Genomic DNA, 17,637 nt, shown 5'->3' on the forward strand with positions numbered 1-17,637 from the left:
ACGCAAATCCAGCGGGTTCGGTGAGGGTCTTGAACGCTGACTCGAAGCAACACCACACACAGGCCCGCGGCCTTGATTGTGCATTCAACTGCAGATCTTGGGGATCCGAAAATTGGACGCAGTGGTTTGAGGAATACGGGTGAGGTTTTGAAACTGTGGCGACATAGCAAAACGTGACCATTCTATCATTCTCGGGCGCTGATTTCATTGGATAATTTTTGTCCACCGGCGGCCAAGATGACCTTTTGCACAGATCAAATGGCCATCAAAAGTCCGAAAAAATGCCGCCCGCAGGCGGCATTTTGGAGAAGCGTGTGGCTTTCAAGCCACTGAAGCCCGCTCACCCCATCCAGAACCGAATCTCGTCAGACGCATCGGGCGGCGGGTCTTCGATGCATACCATGATCTCATCCGGTGAAACCAAGACTGCTTCGAACCCGTGGCAACCCTGTAGCCGATAGACCGTTTGCAGGAATTGGCCAAATAGCATTTCGAGAATTGCCCGTAATGTGACCCGGGATTTCTCAGCAGCTTTGGCTAGGTGGACGTGAGTTTCGGGAGGCTCCTCTACAAGCGGGCCGAAACCTTCGATGAACTTGAGCGTCCGTTGAACCGACATTCCGTCGATCGACTTCCCCAGCTTGCTTTGCAGCTGACCGTGGTCCTGTATTCTCGTCAGCTGTCCTAGTGAAATCAACTCAGCCACGATCGGGCGGGACGCGGAGAGCATATCAGGCACCTGTGTCACCGGTACCGCGCGCTTTGCCCTGTCGATCAGGACCTTCGCCTTGGCATAGTCGGCAACCACATTCCGAGCGCTTTTCTGCTCCTCTCCAACCTCAATCACCCCGGCGACGCGTAGGACATTGGCCAGTGTTTTCGAATGCAATCCCTCAGCCTTCGCGATCGACGTGATGCTCGACAACCGCGGATGTTCCACTGCCTTGCCGAGCAAGATCTGGCCCGGGACCAGGGGAACATGTTCGACGATGACGTCTCGAACGATGTCGCGGATTGGCCCCGGATCTTTGGTCAATCGGCTGGCAAACAGCCACCCGTAGAGCATGCCGAATGCGCTGCGTGGGCTCGGATGCCCGTTCTGACGGAGACAGCCTGTGAGGGTTTCAGCCAGAACCGTCCGAATTGCCTCAGGACCATTCTCCAACAATGACCAACCGGTGCGGCCCGCAGCGTCCCACATGTCTTCCGTCATCTCGGCGGCCTTTGTGGCGGGCCCGTAATGCAATAGGCCACCCAGCATTTCACCGGCACGGCAAACTTGGTCGACCCTCTGACCGTCCAGAAAGGCAGGGCCAGTCTCACCCGCGAACCGGCGTTCCACATATGTCTGCAAAGGAGACGGCTCTCTCCGGGCACGTTTCTTCGCAACCTCCAGCTGCTCCGCGAGTGCTTCCGGCACGGCCTGAAGCTCGTGGAGCATGTCGCTCCACTTTCCCATGCGGATGTCGCTCATTGGCAGATTGTGTTTCGGACAGGTCCGATATGGCGCAAGCCGCCACTGAACCCGGTGACGCATCGCTTCACCGGGATGTTGATGGCCGTCGACGTCCTCAGCAATGCAGAGCGGACAAAACCGAGTGACCGGCCCCGTGGTGAACTCTGCTGAGAATTCCTCGTCACAAAGTTCGAAGCGACGATGTCCGACCGCGACGATACTGTCGCGGATAACCTCTGCAGGATCTGCGCCAGCCTTCGCACAGAGCCTCTCCACTGCGTCCCGCTTGCCACGCGCAAGATCGGCAACCGGGATCCCCAGATCGTTCAGGAACGGTACAACACGGCCTCCCGTATGGAAGGCCGCCTGCCGCGATGCCCATGACATCGGCGTTTCACCGATACGGAACGCGATCTTCGGAAACAGCGCACTCATCAAGTGCGCCCCTTGCCTGAACGGCGCTTGGGAAAGGCAACAGCCTCATCATCCGCGTCCGGCTTGAGAAGCAGGTAGTGGTCCGCATAGAAGACATTCTGCGATGCGACACATGCCTCGTTCATCGCATAGGCGGAGGCAAAGTCGTCGATCGTCAAATGCTCCGCATTGCGGGCAATCGCAAACTCCATGGCAACCAGCAAGAGCTCGACAGCGCGGCCAAAGCGATACCGTGCGCCATGGAAAACGCGTGCAACAAGGTCGGCTTCCACCGGCGGCTCAAGATCGACCCGCGCACAGTAGTCCGCCAACACCGTGCGGAACATGTTTCCGTGCGCCGCCTCGGTGAGCTCCGGCAAAACCATCGCGGTGAACCGACGTTTCACCTGGGGGTCGGTCCGAATGACCTGTGCAAGATCTTCGGTGCCAGACAGAATGACGGCGACAGCATCATCGCCCTGCATCAGCGACTTGAGGGCCCGCAGAATGGCCTTTCGATCCGCGCAAAACAGATCCTGGGCCTCATCGATCCAAAGTACAGCGACGCCCAGCTTGCTCAGTCGATGGCGAAAGAGCTGCCAGAGAGACCATGCCTCTTGCCGCGGATTTGCATCGGGATATCCGGACCGTTCCAGCAGCGCGAGGGTCATGCTCTTGAAGGTTGCAGGACTGGGCACAGGACATGCAATGACACGCGGCACCCCATCTTCGGCCGGAGCCAGTTCCGGGATCTTCTTCAGCGTACGGTCCATCAGGTGCGACTTCCCACTGCCGGGATCCCCTACCAACATCATTCCACGGGTCTCCCCAGTCTTGGTGAAAAAGCGGGCTGTGGGGAGGAGATGGCCCTCCCCGTCCCGTGCGAGGAGCCGCTTGACATGCAGGGCAGCCTCAGCATCCCAATCCAACCCGATGTGCAGTTTGCGGACCGCGTCCAGAGCGGCGTCCTTGTTGACGAAATCCTTCATGATCAGTCCTCCTCGATCGTGATGTTGGTTGGCTTGGCGGGCAGGTCTCCGGTCATTGTCGCACCGCCAGACGGCTTCTTCGGCGCGTTGTGATCCATGGGAACACCCGTCAATTCTTCCGTGGACGGAATGTGATGGCCCAGTTCGCCCTTCTGCTGCGAAGGCGCCTTGCGCTCGAAGAACTCGACCCCCGCCAACAGATCCCGCTCGGCGCGCTCCATGCGCTCCTCAGACCAATCTTCAAGGTTCAGGCTGGATGCCTGCTTGGCTTGCTCATTGCGGTCGTTGATGGCCTTGATGGCTTCGCGCACCGCCACGTTGTCCAACCGGTTCGAGGTCGGGTTCGCGGAACGTGTGCGCCGAATGGCCGTCAGCCAGGTCTGTGCAGCTACCCCCTTAAGGGAAGTATCCAGGGCCGGAACCTCGAACCATTCCTTGCCCAACCGGACCGAAATCGCGCCCATATCTTTAGGGTGCCACCGCACATCAACCATGTGCGGATCCTTGCGGCGCATATAGGTCTGTAGGTGTTCAGCCTGGTAGCGGACCCCGAGGATCGTGATTCCGGTCTTGTCGAGGCGATACTGACGCTGCTGCCCGAAACACAGGCGCATCATCTCCATGTCCGGCGGAGGCAGAACCCCGTATTCCTTGCTCAATCGACGCCATGCCTTGACCGGGGTCTCACCGCCCAGTCCACCGTGGGGCGTGTTGTGATAGATGTCTGTCACCCAGCGGATCAGAGCGAAGGTGAAATCATCCAGGGTAAGAACAGCCCGCTTTTCCGGATCGGCATCACCTTTTTCCAGAATGCTGCTGAAGGTGTGGCCGGCCAATCGCGGTGCGAAATCGCTGGCGACTGTGCCAAACACCCGCTCAATCATACCCCGGTTCTCCGGCACACCGTTCATCGCCATTTCCCACGCGACGCCGAGATCGCTAGCCGACATGCGAAACCGCTGCGACTTGAAGGCTGCGCCGCCGTCGAAAACGATCAGTTCAGGCGTGCCATGCATGTCCCAAGGCGTCATGCCACCTACAGCATCCGTCCACGCGCCTTTGTTGGTCGTGATCATTTGGAGAAGCTGAACGGCCGCTTCCTCCCCTGGATTGCGGCTCAGCACCATGCCGACGATGCAGCGCGTGGCACAACAGATTGCAGCCGTAAGGGTCCAGCGTGCGGCCTTTTTGCGCTTCTTCTTCCCGGACTCGTCTTCCTCTCCCTCGACATGCAAGCCCAGAGAACGCTTTTCGTCATCCTCCAGAAGATCGTACATCCCACTGCTCTTCATCAGCGTCATAACATCGACGGTCCATTCGTCGATCTCTACGCGCTCCAAAGGCCGCGTCACCGAGATGCCGTTCAGAACCGGCCGGAACTTCTTGCGTGCAGCGGCTTCGCCGTTGCGGGCCAATTCAACCTGATATGGATCAAGCGCCCGAATGGCGCGGCGCACGGTTTCACGGCTGGGGATGTTAAGCGGTGTTTGCCCGTTGGCGATGCGATGTTCGTTCCGATCATGGAAGCTGATTTGCACCTGCTCATGGATATGCTTGATCGTCGGCTTTTCGGGAGAGAGATACGTGCGTACCTCCTTCATCATCAGCCCGATCGCTTCCGGGCCCATCCGGTTTGATCGGTTGCCGCGGCTGTCGATCCGATCGACAAGACCTCCTCGACCCATTTGACCCATCGATGCGAGCCACCGTCGCAGAGTTCTTGGGGATGGGCGGGCGCTAAAATCCTCCGCCTTGGTCAGCTTCACCTTACCTGAGGGGTTGAGGTTTTCCGCTAACTCCATTGCAAGTCCAGCCAACTCACGAATGTTGGCCTTGATGGAATCGTCTGTAAATTTCAGACGCTTCTCCTGATACATTTCCAGCGCAGCTTGACAGTAAGCCTCTCTCTTGCTGACTCGCGTCTTGATGTCGCCAACAAGCCCACCATGCGCTGTAGTCATACTAAGCTGACGCTTGAACGCGAAGTTCGGATCAAAATACCCACGCTCTACCCGAATTGCATGCGCATTTCCGAGCTGCTGCATTTTCTGATGCGTGAACTGCTGTGCGAGTTGCGTTTCGTCATCGCGGACGAATACGAAGCCGACTTCCGTTTCTTGATGAAGCCGATAACCGACACCTTCGATGGTGACGCGATCGAATTTGCCAAAGGCGTAACGGGCGTTTTCGTTAGTGAACGAGAGATCCATGGGAATTTCCTTTCAAGGGATCGGACGGCATGAGGCCGCAGGGAAGCTGCCTGCGCAGGCAAGCGAATGAACTCGTAGGTAGGTTTGAGACCTCAGAGCGTTGTCGGAAGGGTCTCGGACAAATCCTCGAACCATGCGTCGAACTCCACGCGCTCCAGCGGATGGCGCGCGCGGTAGAAACCGCTGGCAAAATCAGGCGTCTGGTCGCCAATCGGCTCAATGGCGCAAGGGGCATCATACAAAATGCAGGTCATGCTGTGTCCTTTCATCAGGCATAGAGAGGTCAAACCCAGGCGAAGGTCGCCTCGGTGGATTCAGGAAAAGGGGGGGGTGAAGATCGGCTACGCCAATTCGCTTAGCGCTAGCCGACCTTCCGAGAGAACGATCAGATCATGCGTGTCCGGATGACTTCCGTGCTGCGCTCAATGCGCTCATGGCGCAGCATCTGGAGGTGCCCGGAACGGATCAGGCGAACGACCGCCCGAAAACCCATCCCTTCGAGGCGGGTTCGATCTACCAGATCACCAACTGTTGTGACGATGGCAGCATCGGCCAACGCATCCAGAACAACCGGATCGGCGAAGTCATCTGGACGACGGACCGAGTGAAACAGCTTCGCATTGTGCAACTCGATCGGGCATACGTTCTCTTCAGTGAACAGGCGGAAATCGTCCAAAAAGCACTGGGCAATGGCCTGCTCTTTGATACGCGCAAGCTTACACTGATAAGCATGGCTAACCCGGCTCGTAGGGCGAACGGCGTAACCGACGACGGCGCCATCAACCCGTGTGACGACGAGGTCGATGAAGTGGTCAAAATACTCGCCATGCTCATCATACCAGGAGAACCGCACCTGTTCGACGAGGTCGAGCGTTGTCGGTCGATAGCTGAGCAGCAGCGCTGCGTTGGTCTCAAGATGGCTTTCAGTGCCAAGGCGCACGCCTTCGTTTTCACCAAAGACGAGGCCACCGGTGAAATGCTTGGTTGAGCCAACTTGCGTCTTCCTGTTGCCGCGGCTGAATTCGGGAAGGCGGATACCGCCAGAGGAGAAGTGATAGGACATGATCGTCTCTTTCTTTCGAACATGGAAAAGGGAGCGCTCCCCCGGAGAAGCCGGAAGGCGGTTGATCCCAGCTGCCGCTCATCAGGTCGACCGAACGCGCGAAGCGCCGACTACGACACGGATGAAGACATGCCTCTCCCGTTCCGATCCGAAAATCATTTGGGTGGGATCCGTCATGCGTCGAAAAACCGATGTCCTTGAAACGACCGACCGTAGGTGGTACGTTCACGATGAAAACAGGAGGACTTCGGTCTTTCGAGGTAAGTCGCGGTCTGTTGGCGCAGGCCGCGATTTTAATTTTAGGGCCAAGTCATTGTTGTTCCTTTCAGGTGTTTGGTTTTCGTCGTTGGCTGGGCTTAACGGTATCTCAAACTGTGGCTTGCGAATACTTTTTTCTGTTTTAAATCAGCGCCTTAAACAACGCTTATAAGTCCATTTTTCGCATATGGCACAGTAACCAGGTTTGTGCCGTTCGAAGATGGATTTGCGAAATGCTGCGTCATATCGTTCTTCGCCCATTCCATCCAACCATGCGAAAATAATTCTGACTTTTTCAGTCAGAAATTTTTTCCGCGACATGAGCGGTCATCAATGTTTGAAAACGAAGCTCTGGAGGTACGCTGATCTGGCTCTGATTCGCAGGTAACCACCAACCGATGGTTCAGCTTTTTCAGTGGACAGCAGAAAGGTAGCGATCGTTCAGCTTTCCGCCTATGTGTTCCGTTCCCTGGCATTGTCTTCCTTTCTACGAGGCAAGCCATTTGTTTTTGGCTTGGTGCGTTTCGATAAAGCTAGAAGTGCTCAATCGAGTTTGGAAGTGCTGCCGGGCTTGTTTTTGTTCACTTGAGTCAGGTTGGGCGGTAGGTTTTTATGCACTTGAAACAGGTCGATACGCCAGCCTGCCAGTAGTGCTGCGACCGACTAGTTCGTTGTAGCCCACGCACTGAAATGATCGGCGTGCGAAACTGGCGGCGAGACATGTGAGAACACGGGATCTTCTCAGGCTAAGTTGAGCGCCCGCTTGATGCGGAGGGAAATTCAGCATCATGCTTACTTACCAAATTTTAGCGAGCTGTCCTTAAGATCCTCGAAATCATAGTAGTTCAGGAGATCCTCCAGACGGTCGCCGTTGTACAGGTATTCGTCGAAGTCTTCATTGCAAAGCAAGCTTCCCCAAAAGCCACCCATCGGTTTTTTCAGCTCCTCGAACATTTCCAAACGCAGCGTGCGGGCGGGCCGATAACTGAGGCCAACAAGCTTTGCGAACCGACTGATCGTTTGGATGTGTGGTTTGTTGCCCGCCATGGTTTCAATAATAAACTCGGCGCCCTTGAAGCAACCAAGTAAGGACGCCCGCTTCCCGTACATCTGGCTGACAGATCTGCCTGTGTATTGGTGTCGACAATTCGGACACTCATATTTACGTCGCGTCTTTATGATCCAGATGTCACCTTCGAAATCACACTTCGGGCATCGATACCCAAGCTTCCAGATCGTTTGGAATAGGACTTCCTCACAGTCTTCTTCCGTCAAGTATCGATCGGCAACTTTGCCCGGTTGGAGATTTGCGCTTAGGCCACGCCAGTGCTGGATATCAACTTCATCATCACTGATCCGAAGCATTACAGTGTTTTCCCCGCAAAAGTCACGAAAGACAGAGGCATATGCCGCAGCGGGCCTAAGGAGCGGGTGATTTCGGCAAGGCTTTGAGGCTTGCAAATCCGGTGGTTGCGCTTCTGGAGAGACCAATTTGAGTTTTCGGCAAACATACGTTTGTTCTCATCCCCTTAGAAGTTCAACTCGTCATCGGATAATTTATCTTGAGCCGTCTGCAAAGGCGGGTTCAGCACATACTCAACCGCGCCCTCACGCGTTGCAAACTCGCCCCAAGACTTAGGGCGGGTATCCGTTGGTCCGATGTAAAATATCTCGCGACTCTCTCCTGTTTCGGCAATCCAAGGCTGTCTCACCCAAACGCGTTGGGCCTGGCTCTCCCAGCGCCGGATCGGGTCAATGTGGCCCATGAACGGCGGCTGCAGTGGATTTATCGGGATCCCCTGGATCTCCGCCTCTGCGAATATCGGCCCTTCTTTGGTGTCGATCCTGATCATCTCATGGCTTCTCGGCAGACCCGTTCTCTCGGTAGCAGACCTCCGCGTCGTCGCGATCTCGCCCGAAATCCACATCTTTGTCGGCTTCTCATATCTTCTTCCTTTGCAGGATGGAAGAAAGCACCCTAGTCTGTGGCAAAGGACACGAGAAATGCCTGATAAGCAATCGAAACCGGCCAACCTGAACCTGAAGATCACCGAGGACGAGCGGTGGGACTTCAAGGAGTTCTGCGTCAGCCACCGGATGAGCCAGGTGAACGGCTTCCGGCTGGCGTTCAGGTTGATGAAAGAGCATTTCGAGGCAGAAGACAAGTCAGCCCGTCAGGGCAAGAAGGACTAAGGCATTGAGCGACACACAAACCAACAATGAACCGCCCCTTGTTTGCCGGAGACCCAGAAGTAAGGATACTGGGTTATGGAAAAGAACAAATGTGGAAACAGATATTCACCTGAAGTGCGCGAACGTGCTGTGCGGATGGTGTTCGAACATCAGGGCGAATTTGACAGCCAGTTAGCGGCTATCAAGTCGATTGCACCCAAGATTGGTTGTGGGCCTGATACACTTCGTGCTTGGGTTCGGCGTGCTGAGACGGACAGCGGTCGACGTGATGGCGTAACGACAGCCGAACGTGATCGGATCAAAGCCTTGGAGCGTGAGAACCGCCAGCTTCGGCAAGCCAATGAGATCCTGAAAAAGGCATCAGCGTATTTTGCTCAGGCGGAGCTCGACCGCCCGTTTCGGAAATGATTACCTTTATCAAAGAGCATCGAGAGATGTGCGGGGTCGAGCCAATCTGCCGTGTTTTGCAGATTGCCCCCTCGACGTTCTACGCGCATCTGGCCGTGGAGAATGACCCTGACAAAGCGTCAGATCGGGCCAAACGGGACGCTGAACTCCGCCCAGAAATGAAGCGTGTCTGGGAGGAAAACCTTGAGGTGTATGGCGCACGTAAGCTGTGGCGCGCAATGAAGCGAAAGAAGTTTGATGTCGCCCGCTGCACCGTTGAACGTCTAATGCGCGACATCCGTATTAAAGGTGTTCGACGCGGCAAGAAGGTCAAAACGACTTGGCCGGACAAAGCTCTGGCCAGCCCTCTGGATCGAGTGAACAGGCAGTTCCGTGCAACGATGCCCAACCAACTTTGGGTATCAGACTTCACCTATGTCTCAACCTGGCAGGGGTTTGTCTACGTCGCCTTTGTGATCGACACCTTCGCCAACAAGATCGTTGGCTGGCGAGCATCCAAGTCACAACAAACGGAGTTTGTATTAGATGCTTTAGAGCAGGCGCTCTACGAACGGAAACCTGCCGACAGCCTTATCCATCACAGCGACAGGGGCAGCCAATACCTGTCGATAAAATACACAGAACGCCTGGCTGATGCTGGGCTGGAACCCAGTGTCGGCACCGTCGGTTGTTCGTATGACAATGCACTCGCCGAAACAATGATTGGCCTGTTCAAAGCCGAAGTCATTCACAGATTGGGCCCGTGGAAATCAGCGGATGCCGTCGAGTGGGAAACCCTTAAATGGGTCGATTGGTTTAACAATCGTCGCCTGCTCGAACCCATCGGATACATCACGCCAACTGAAGCTGAGGAGGTGTTCTATGCAAACATAAACACACTCGATAAAGTCGCTTGAGAAGAACTAAACAGTCTCCGGTAAAACCGGGGCGGTTCACACCTCATGTACCGCTCACAGACATATTCCTTTGAAAGAATCTGGAGTTAGGCTGCCAGATTCTAAACGCGCTTCATCCCACTTGCCAATCTTCCAGCGTTTCACGGACGTTTCTTAATGTGCCAAACGGCGTTCAAGTAAGACACTCATCTGTAAGCCGGCCATTCAGGATTTTGTTGAAATCGCTATATTGAGATCAACGTTAAGCGCGTGGGCTACTCACCATAGCCCCGCGTAAAAACAGCATCGATGTGAAAAATTGCCTCTTCAAGTGATTGTCTCCAGAAAATCCAATCGTGACTGCCTTCGCTAACCAAAAATCTGTGTTTGATGCCAGCGTCTAGCAAAGTGATGTGCAATTCGGCCGCGCCCTGAAAAAACGGATCATCTGCGCCCATATTAAAATACAAGCGCGGGATACGACCAAAGTTGCTTTTGTCCACGGCAGACACGAGCACTGAGGGGGAGATAGCTTGCCAACTCGAATTCAGCCGATCTTCGCCGCTTAGACTAGGCCCCAACACTCCCGCGTACCGGCTTTCATAGGCTTCAGGAGACAGCGCAAGAACCTGATCCTTCGTTCGAAACGCAACACTCAGGGCCGCGCTTCCAGCAAAGTCATAGGGTTTTTTTAAATTATATAGAGTGGCTGCTACGCCGCCCATGGAGATACCAAGGACCGCGCGCGCATCTCCGGTACCCAGGGCTCGATGTCGCTTCTCGACCGCAGGGATAAAATCCTCGAAGAACATCGTCTCCCAATTCAACCCGCCATCATGATCGTTTAGGAAATATGTCGCGACATTGTTGGATTCGTTTCTACGACCGTCGGGTGCCACCGCAATGAATGGCCGGATAGCTCCCTCAGAAATCAACCGATCTAATAGCTGATCCAGACCGGCGAGCGTGAACCAGTCACTTGGCCGGCCGCTTCCACCCCCGTGTAAAAGGTAAAGCACAGGGTAGGAGCGGTTGTCCGTTTCGTACCCCGGAGGAAGATACAGCGAGTAATTTACAGGCCGTGCAAAATTATCACTCCCTACCGCGTTCTCAAATCGCACTTCAGGTATCGCAACAGTTGCCATTAGCAAGAGAAGGATACTGTGACAGATCAAACTGGCAGCCTTTTGTACATTCATGCGTGCGACATCCTATCAGGTCATCCTATTCAGTATGGCAAATTATTTCTCTGCCATCAGCCTCGCTAAATTCTCTATGGAAAAGTGGCAGCATGATGGACATGAGACAAATAAAAACGCATCGCCTCAAGTAACGTGATCTATTAGCTATACTAGCAACTCTGGCTAAACACGTCTTTGAGCCATTATTGTACTTTGGTAAGTTGCATTGGTGTCCGCCGCCCACCATCCTCCAAAACAGAAATACCCGTGCGATAGGGAAAACCTCGAATACTGTTAAAGGCAAAGTAGCATGCCAGTCGATCAGTCAGAAACCGTAACGTCCGGTGCATCGCAACGCCGTCAAAGCTTGTTCCATCGAGTATCGATCTCGAGCCTCTGCAATGGCGGTGCATTCGTGTGCTCAATCTCTTTGGGATGTGCAACGATGATTCAGGCGCAGCCACTGGCTGAAAGCTCCGTTTCCGAACTATCGACCGGCCCCGTAACTAGTGTCACCACTATTAACACCACGGATCCTGCCATTCCTTCGGCACGGGAAGTCGTTCAAGACCTGCCAAGCGCGCTGCATTTATCGCGCCACCAACGGGGCGAGATCAACGGACTGCGCTACGTCCTTTTTCCAGATGGAAGCGGAAAGGTTATGCACGCAAAGCAACTGAGCAGTGCCCTGTTTCGGTTGTCGTGTAAGAAGGGCGTCGCTTGCACCGTCTATGGCGCGGATGGCGATACGTTTGTGGTTCCCGCCGTCGGTGGCCCGCGGCCTGTCATGCCTCCGGCTCCCTCGGGGAAAGCGTTAGCACAGTACCTATCCGAGTGGATCCTGTCCGGAACCGGGACTCCTATCTCAGAGCCTATCGCGCCCCCCCCGCAGCGGATCGATGAAAGACGCGTAGCCCAGGTGCAAAGCCCTCAATCCACAAACTCCGCCGACGGCACCGCTGATGCTGGGAAAGAAACGGCGGCAGTGACTGCAGTACCGCGCGACCAGAACGCCCTTGGAACGGCGGTGTCAGAGACAGAAGCCGCGCCGGTCGCTCCGGCGGGGATTACAGACGAGGCGGATACCCAATTCCTCGTACCGTTAGAGCAACCCGCTCATCTACCGTGTACAATCGAGGATCCGGATGTGGATTGCAGCGAGCCGCAGCTGGAGAAATTGAATGCGATAAAAGCGGTTCAAACCACGACAAAGCAGGTCAAAACGGCATCTTCATCCGTGGCAAGACAGACCTCGCCTCGGAGGGCCAATGTTGTCACTCGAGGGTCAGATCCGTCCCTCGCGCCGTCGGGAGAGGAAACTTTCTTCAAACGGATCAACCTTGCCTGTTCTATTACCGGAAGTGTGACACTCCGCTACAAGCACCACGACACAGGCGCGAAGCGGTTTGGCAAACCACGCGCTAGTTTGTCTTGTGGGGCGCGATTGTCCGAAAAACTCTCGCTACGTGCGTCCGTGATCGGGTATGCTGACACCAAGGAGAAGTCGCCATCCGATGCAGAGTTCACCTATGCTTTATCTTATAAGGCCACTAAAAATATCACGCTGAGTTACTCAAATTATTCTGGCCGCTTCGACGGCACCAACGCCTCATTTTTTGACTCACTCATATCTGGAGCGCTTCGCGCCAGTTATAGCTTGCCAAAAATTAAACTGCCGAATGAGAAGGTCATAGGCTGTTCCACAAGCGTCAACTTGCTGGACCTTGAGTATGGCTCCCTGAACTTGTTCTGCAGCTACGCCGTAACAGACCGGCTGCGCATCAGCGGGACGGCCTACGCCTATCTGCCCGGAAAACAAGACCCCTGGGATCCGGACTTTGCTTACGGGATAAGCTACAAGATCAGCGATGATTGGAGTGTGACCTACAGCAATTATGCAAACAATCGCTTTTTCTGGAACCAAAGTCAAAATTCCGGTGAGGGTATTTGGGGCGGAACTATCTCTGTAGCCTACAAATTTAACTTTTAACCTCTACTGTGTAATGTATCATGCGAGCGTCCGAAGATCCGCGAGTTCATTTCGAATATTATTAACGCAATCTCGCGGATTTCCGTTACCCAAAGGCGTTTCCTCAAGAAGTTTTGCCCACTCGGCGATGTTGTTGAATCCCAGCATCAGCGAAGAACCCTTGATTGAGTGAGCTTCAGCTTTCACCGTATTTGCATCGCCCTCTTCAAACGCAGTTTCCAAACGCTCGAAACGCCTGGAACAATCGTCCACATACTTGTGGGCGAGCTGGATCAATTTCTCTTCGGTAAAAAGCTCTCGAATGTCACTCAAGCTGCGATCGGACATCCGGTCAAGTATCGAAGCACTTTGCACGTTAGTACCCAAAGCTCCCTCCGCCACCAAACTTGCTTGTTCGTCTGAGCTAGGTGTTTGCCCGCATAACGCGATCTCTAGCGCGAATTTAAGTTCTAGGAACGGAATAGGCTTAGATAAGATAGTCTCGATTCCCACTACTTTGGCTTCTTCTTCAATAGCATCCATCAGGTGCGCTGTGAGTGCGATGATTGGAGGATAACTGAACGCGCCCCATTTCTCACGAATACGCTGCGTGGCCTCTAGTCCGTCCATTTCAGGCATGGCGACGTCCATTAGTACTAGATCGTACTTTTTGGGATCAAACATTTTCACTGCAACACGACCATTTTCTGCAAGGTCACTTACAAGGTTTAAACGATCAGCGTAGGCTAGCAAAAGTTTTTGATTGACTATGTTATCTTCGGCAATAAGCACCCGCTTCCCGTCGAGAGCGTTACCATTGGGCTGATCCCGCCTCTCCGTGTCAGAAGCGACATTGGTAATTTCACCGGTTTCGACAGGAAGCTCGAACCAAAACGTAGATCCAACGCCGACCTCGCTATTCAAACCAACCGCACCACCTGAGCCCTCAATAATTCGTTTACAGATGGCTAGGCCGAGGCCCGTACCCTGAGCCGCGGCGGTCAAAGAGTTGGATACCTGTGAAAAGTCCTTAAACAAATCGAGTTTGGCAGCATCCGAAATGCCAATACCCGAATCTTCAACTTCAACTCGAAGTAGACATCCTTTCGGATGCTTTGATGCCGAGGCACGAATATGGATTGGCCCTTCGGTGGAATACCGCAAAGCGTTAGAAACCAAGTTTGAGATGACTTGCCGGATGCGCGTTGCGTCCCCGAAAAATATCTTGGGTACGTCGTGGGTAACCTCGATCTTCAGGTTGCGGTGTCGGGTCGTTTCATTGCTCCCCGCAAGCACGCATACGCTCTCAATCAACGCACGAATATCAACGTTTTCTCTCTCAAGAATAAATACACCAGCTTCCATCTTTGAAAAATCGAGAACATCATTCACGATCCTTCCCAAACTGATGCCCGCCGTGGACGCAAGCCTAAGGAGTTCTTTCTTTTCAGGATCTGTTTCGTCCATCTCCAACAGATCAATCATGCCCAGCATACCGCCAAGCGGCGTCCGTATCTCATGGCTCATCGTGGCTAGAAATCTGCTTTTTGCTTTTCCTGCAAGTTCGGCCTGTTTCAGCGCTTCTTCCAACTCTTCAGTGCGCACCCGCACCGCTTCTTCTAACTCCGATGAATAGGCACTAAGCTTTTCATTCGCCAAAAATAGTTCACGACTTTTCTGCTCCAACAGGTTTTCCGCTTCAGCTCGGGCCGCCTGCTCGCGCTGATAGCGCCGCCGAGAAACTGTAGTATTGATAGATGAGACTTCATTAGGCATTTCAAAACTTACCTCAAACGATACCAATGGTTATCCATTCAAACGAATATCGAAGTTCGTAGCATTTGCTGGATGCGGGGCGGGGCTACGTGCAATCTCTGCCGTTTGGCCGTAAAGTTCCAAGCAAGCTTCGACCATACCATGGCAAAATTCGACCAATGGACGTGGAGAAGAATAGGTAAGCACTAGGCGGTCATCGCTTATGCGATCCGTGGAGAACGCCGGAAGCTCGGCACTAGGGTATAATTTTTTAACCTCGACGTGAATTTGGCCGTCGACAGCTTCAAGAAGCGAGAAGCTATCGGCCTTGCCCTCAAACGATCCGCCGAAGTTTTCGACGAAGTGTTTCATCATCCAGTGCCCAAACATGCGCTGTAGCTTTTCCGAGCTAATACCCGATAACTCGCTGAATGCAGTCACAATTTTGATAAGTTCTGAGCAAGGATAATTTCCTACCGTGGTAAACGCGCCGCCGTTGTCGAGATTTGCGTTATCTAACGCAATATCTACGACATCCTCGCCAAACGCATCTTCGGCCATTTTGATTAGTTCAACAAAAATAGTACCCTTCATATCGCCCCACTTTCATAAATGTTAACCTTCCCTCTTCAACAAGATGGTTATGGCGGAACCCACATATATCAGACCATTCATTTCCACCCTTCCAGAAGACAGTGTCAGTCTCTTGGGACCCGAGCCTGTTAACCTATACCCTTTGTTTACCTATCAGAGGAGCCCACCTGAAAATTGTCAAAATCAAGGTATTTTCACAATTTTTCACAATATCCCGCCAATCAAATGACAAAGTTCGGCTATTAAGTAGGAATCAGCAGGTGGACGTTATAAACTGAGGTTAGCAAACGCGGGATGGTAGAACGGCTGAAAATCATCGTTGCAGAGGATAATGCAGTTCAACGGCTATACCTCTCAAAACTGATCGAGAGTTTAGGGTATGAGGCAATTCCCGTCGACGATGGTCGTGCTGCGATCCAGCAACTAGTTGAAGCGAAAATACAAATTGTCATCAGCGATTATCAGATGCCCAATATGGACGGCATTCAGCTGACCCAAGCAGTGCGCGCGCTTGAATTGGACCATTACGTTTACATTATTATGATTACCGGTAGCGAGAACGAAGAACTTCGATCCAAGGCGCTAGACGCCGGGGTCGATGATTTTCTTGCTAAAACACGCAGCCCCATGAGGCTGAATGCCCGTATCCGTGCGGCGACGCGACTGATTCAACACGCGGATGAGCTTGCCGAACGGACAAGGATTCTTAAGGAATCCAACGACCGTATTCAGGCAGACCTGCGCGCCGCCGCCGCAGCGCAGCGCCGGCTTTTACCTGATTTTAAGGAAGAGATGTCTGGCTTCGACATTTCCTCGGCTTTCGTCCCCTCATCCTTTGTTTCGGGCGATATGTTTGGCTGCTTTCCTTTAAACGACGATACGCTCGGTTTCTACATGATAGACGTATCCGGCCACGGCGTTCACGCATCGCTTCTTTCGGTTGCACTGGGTTATCTCATCACGCCAGAGTTTTTTCGAACATTTGCGCTGCGAGAAGGCCAGCCCCCTGATCCGGCAGCATTGGTCGCCAATCTGAACGACCGCTTCTTCAGCCCGGAGAACGACGAATATTTCACCATGTTCTGCGGCGTTATCGACACGGCAAGCGGCGAGTTGACCTATTGTCAGGCCGCCTACCCATCGCCCTGTTACGTTGATGAATCCGGTGCCGTTGACATGGTGGGCGACGGCGGCTTTCCCGTCGCGATGCTGCCGAGCCTGACCTACGAAAACAACACGATCCACCTTGCCAAAGGATGCACATTGGTCGTTTGCTCCGACGCGGTGACTGAGGCCGAGAACGAGATGGGCACCTCCTTCGGACTTGATCGTCTCAAACGCATGGTCGCCACAATGCCATTCGTCGGCGCAAAGCAAATGCCTGAGACGATCGTCCAGTCATTGACCGATTGGCGCGGCGGGAACACACTGGAAGACGACCTGACCGTTGTCGCTCTTAATAGGAACTGAGAATGATCTATACGACACAACATGACGATTCCATAACTGTCGTTCGCCCCGGCGTAGAGCGGCTGACAGCGCAGAACGCGACCGGGTTCAAAAACGAAGTCGTCGAACTGATTGATCAGGGCAACAGCCAAATCATTGTCGATTTTTCGCAGGTTTCTTTTCTGGATTCCTCTGGTTTGGGGGCACTGGTCGGGGTTTTGAAAAAAATTGGGCATCGTGGCGACTTGCTGGTTGCTGATCTTAACAGCGACGTGGAACAGATGTTCCGTATCTGCCGCATGGATCGGGTGCTTCCCATTCACCGAAACGTCGATGCAGCGCTCCAGTCGCTGCGAGAGCGCCAGTGAAGAGCCAATGCTACACGATGTCCAACGCCCTTGAGGCTGTGGATCCGATGGTCCAGCGTTTAAGCGCTGCGGTCGGGCAATCATTATCTGATACGACACGGTTCAAATTTGAGCTTTGCATCTCGGAGGCGCTGAACAACATCGTGATCCACGCCCGTCCAATACCATCCGCGGCAGAGATCAATATTGAACTTACAGTCCAGCCCGCAGCCATATCGATAGAGATATTCGACCCCGCCGGCGCAGAGCCATTCGATCTGCGCGAAAAGGCAACCGATCTGTCGCAAATTGACGAAATGTCCGAAGGCGGCCGTGGGCTTGGCCTTATTATGGAATTCGCGAATGAGGTCGAATACGGCCCATCCGGCAACGGCCGCAGGCTATTGTTAGCATTTCGGGATATTGAACCCGATAGTACCACCATGCCCCCCGCAGAAGGAGCGTGCGAATGAGGC

At 53.8% G+C, this 17,637-nt stretch carries 16 protein-coding genes and 1 other annotated feature; of the genes, 6 read left to right on the forward strand and 10 right to left on the reverse strand.

Annotated elements, in window-relative coordinates; all coding sequences use genetic code 11:
* Positions 1 to 340 precede the first annotated feature (340 nt).
* The 7 genes from ACNQ62_RS08080 to ACNQ62_RS08110 all read right to left on the reverse strand — a co-directional run bounded on the left by ACNQ62_RS08080 (position 341) and on the right by ACNQ62_RS08110 (position 8,243).
* Entirely contained in the window at positions 341 to 1,891 is a 1,551-nt protein-coding gene (locus ACNQ62_RS08080; RefSeq protein WP_418094594.1) for a TniQ family protein, read from the reverse strand.
* A complete protein-coding gene (locus ACNQ62_RS08085; protein ID WP_386173305.1) occupies positions 1,891 to 2,859 on the reverse strand; it encodes a TniB family NTP-binding protein in 969 nt (322 codons plus the stop codon). The genes ACNQ62_RS08080 and ACNQ62_RS08085 overlap by 1 nt, the downstream gene beginning before the upstream one ends.
* Before the next feature lie 2 nt (positions 2,860 to 2,861).
* Entirely contained in the window at positions 2,862 to 5,069 is a 2,208-nt protein-coding gene (locus tag ACNQ62_RS08090; protein ID WP_418094595.1) for a Mu transposase C-terminal domain-containing protein, read from the reverse strand.
* 92 nt (positions 5,070 to 5,161) lie between these two features.
* On the reverse strand, positions 5,162 to 5,323 hold the full coding sequence (locus ACNQ62_RS08095) for a hypothetical protein (protein WP_386173301.1): 162 nt from the start codon (positions 5,321 to 5,323) through the stop codon (positions 5,162 to 5,164).
* A 131-nt stretch (positions 5,324 to 5,454) separates the two neighbouring features.
* On the reverse strand, positions 5,455 to 6,132 hold the full coding sequence (locus tag ACNQ62_RS08100) for a hypothetical protein (RefSeq protein ID WP_418094596.1): 678 nt from the start codon (positions 6,130 to 6,132) through the stop codon (positions 5,455 to 5,457).
* A 1,050-nt stretch (positions 6,133 to 7,182) separates the two neighbouring features.
* Positions 7,183 to 7,755, reverse strand: a complete 573-nt coding sequence (locus ACNQ62_RS08105) for a transposase (protein WP_386173294.1) — start codon at positions 7,753 to 7,755, stop codon at positions 7,183 to 7,185.
* 164 nt (positions 7,756 to 7,919) lie between these two features.
* A complete protein-coding gene (locus ACNQ62_RS08110) occupies positions 7,920 to 8,243 on the reverse strand; it encodes a hypothetical protein (protein WP_386173292.1) in 324 nt (107 codons plus the stop codon).
* Positions 8,244 to 8,394: 151 nt separating this feature from the next.
* Between ACNQ62_RS08110 and ACNQ62_RS08115 the strand changes: the two genes are divergently transcribed.
* Positions 8,395 to 8,583, forward strand: a complete 189-nt coding sequence (locus tag ACNQ62_RS08115; protein ID WP_418094597.1) for a hypothetical protein — start codon at positions 8,395 to 8,397, stop codon at positions 8,581 to 8,583.
* Positions 8,584 to 8,658: 75 nt separating this feature from the next.
* Positions 8,659 to 9,887, forward strand: a protein-coding gene (locus tag ACNQ62_RS08120) for an IS3 family transposase (protein ID WP_418094598.1) whose coding sequence is annotated in 2 segments (ribosomal slippage) — positions 8,659 to 8,953 and positions 8,953 to 9,887 — 1,230 coding nt in all. Because the reading frame shifts where the segments join, the coding sequence is not laid out codon by codon here.
* Positions 8,946 to 9,062 (forward strand) — a sequence feature (AL1L pseudoknot). Its footprint overlaps the gene before it by 117 nt.
* 254 nt (positions 9,888 to 10,141) lie before the next feature.
* Here ACNQ62_RS08120 and ACNQ62_RS08125 read toward each other — a convergent pair.
* On the reverse strand, positions 10,142 to 11,065 hold the full coding sequence (locus ACNQ62_RS08125; protein ID WP_386173288.1) for an alpha/beta hydrolase: 924 nt from the start codon (positions 11,063 to 11,065) through the stop codon (positions 10,142 to 10,144).
* Between the two features lie 292 nt (positions 11,066 to 11,357).
* On the opposite strand from ACNQ62_RS08125, the gene ACNQ62_RS08130 reads away from it, so the two are divergent.
* Entirely contained in the window at positions 11,358 to 13,037 is a 1,680-nt protein-coding gene (locus tag ACNQ62_RS08130; RefSeq protein ID WP_418094599.1) for a hypothetical protein, read from the forward strand.
* An 18-nt stretch (positions 13,038 to 13,055) separates the two neighbouring features.
* On the opposite strand, the gene ACNQ62_RS08135 is transcribed toward ACNQ62_RS08130, so the two are convergent.
* Together ACNQ62_RS08135 and ACNQ62_RS08140 are read right to left on the reverse strand one after the other, a co-directional pair.
* Positions 13,056 to 14,792, reverse strand: a complete 1,737-nt coding sequence (locus ACNQ62_RS08135; protein ID WP_418094600.1) for an ATP-binding protein — start codon at positions 14,790 to 14,792, stop codon at positions 13,056 to 13,058.
* A gap of 30 nt (positions 14,793 to 14,822) precedes the next feature.
* Positions 14,823 to 15,365 carry a heme NO-binding domain-containing protein gene (locus ACNQ62_RS08140; RefSeq protein WP_418094601.1) on the reverse strand — a complete coding sequence of 181 codons (543 nt, stop codon included), beginning with the start codon at positions 15,363 to 15,365 and terminating at the stop codon, positions 14,823 to 14,825.
* Between the two features lie 294 nt (positions 15,366 to 15,659).
* Here ACNQ62_RS08140 and ACNQ62_RS08145 point away from each other — a divergent pair, with 294 nt between their 5' ends.
* From ACNQ62_RS08145 to ACNQ62_RS08155, 3 genes are read left to right on the forward strand one after another with little or no spacing between them, the layout of a single operon-like run.
* Positions 15,660 to 16,835: a PP2C family protein-serine/threonine phosphatase gene (locus ACNQ62_RS08145; RefSeq protein WP_418094602.1), complete on the forward strand. Its 1,176-nt coding sequence runs from the start codon at positions 15,660 to 15,662 to the stop codon at positions 16,833 to 16,835.
* A gap of 2 nt (positions 16,836 to 16,837) precedes the next feature.
* Positions 16,838 to 17,182, forward strand: coding sequence for an STAS domain-containing protein (locus tag ACNQ62_RS08150; RefSeq protein ID WP_353628481.1), 345 nt, complete (start codon positions 16,838 to 16,840; stop codon positions 17,180 to 17,182).
* A 17-nt stretch (positions 17,183 to 17,199) separates the two neighbouring features.
* On the forward strand, positions 17,200 to 17,634 hold the full coding sequence (locus ACNQ62_RS08155) for an ATP-binding protein (protein ID WP_353628480.1): 435 nt from the start codon (positions 17,200 to 17,202) through the stop codon (positions 17,632 to 17,634).
* Positions 17,635 to 17,637 lie beyond the last annotated feature (3 nt).

It is taken from the genome of Sulfitobacter sp. SBS6 (genome assembly GCF_048285585.1).
GTDB lineage: Bacteria > Pseudomonadota > Alphaproteobacteria > Rhodobacterales > Rhodobacteraceae > Sulfitobacter > Sulfitobacter pontiacus.